The organism is Flavobacterium sp. LMO6, from assembly GCF_009495795.1.
Classification (GTDB): domain Bacteria; phylum Bacteroidota; class Bacteroidia; order Flavobacteriales; family Flavobacteriaceae; genus Flavobacterium.
The window spans coordinates 1-204 of record NZ_WIBH01000136.1 but is presented as its reverse complement, the minus strand read 5'-3'; the positions used below and the strand labels follow the sequence as shown (position 1 = coordinate 204).

1 protein-coding gene is annotated in these 204 nt (G+C 43.6%); it reads left to right on the top strand.

What is annotated here, in order from left to right; translation table 11 throughout:
- A partial coding sequence (locus tag GFJ99_RS14035; RefSeq protein ID WP_153209568.1) for a hypothetical protein occupies window positions 1-204 on the top strand: 204 nt, incomplete at both ends.

The following is a 204-nucleotide window of genomic DNA, read 5'->3' as shown; positions in this document are numbered from 1 at the left end:
CAACACGAACTTTTACAATAACGCAACCTAGTGCAATTGTTGCAACTCCGTTATCACAAACAAACGTAAGTTGTTTCGGCGGATCTAATGGTGCAGCTGCAATTAATACACCAACAGGTGGTGCAGGTGGATATTCTTATAACTGGACTCCAGGTAACCCAACAGGTGATGGAACAACATCTGTTACTGGCTTAACCGCAGGAA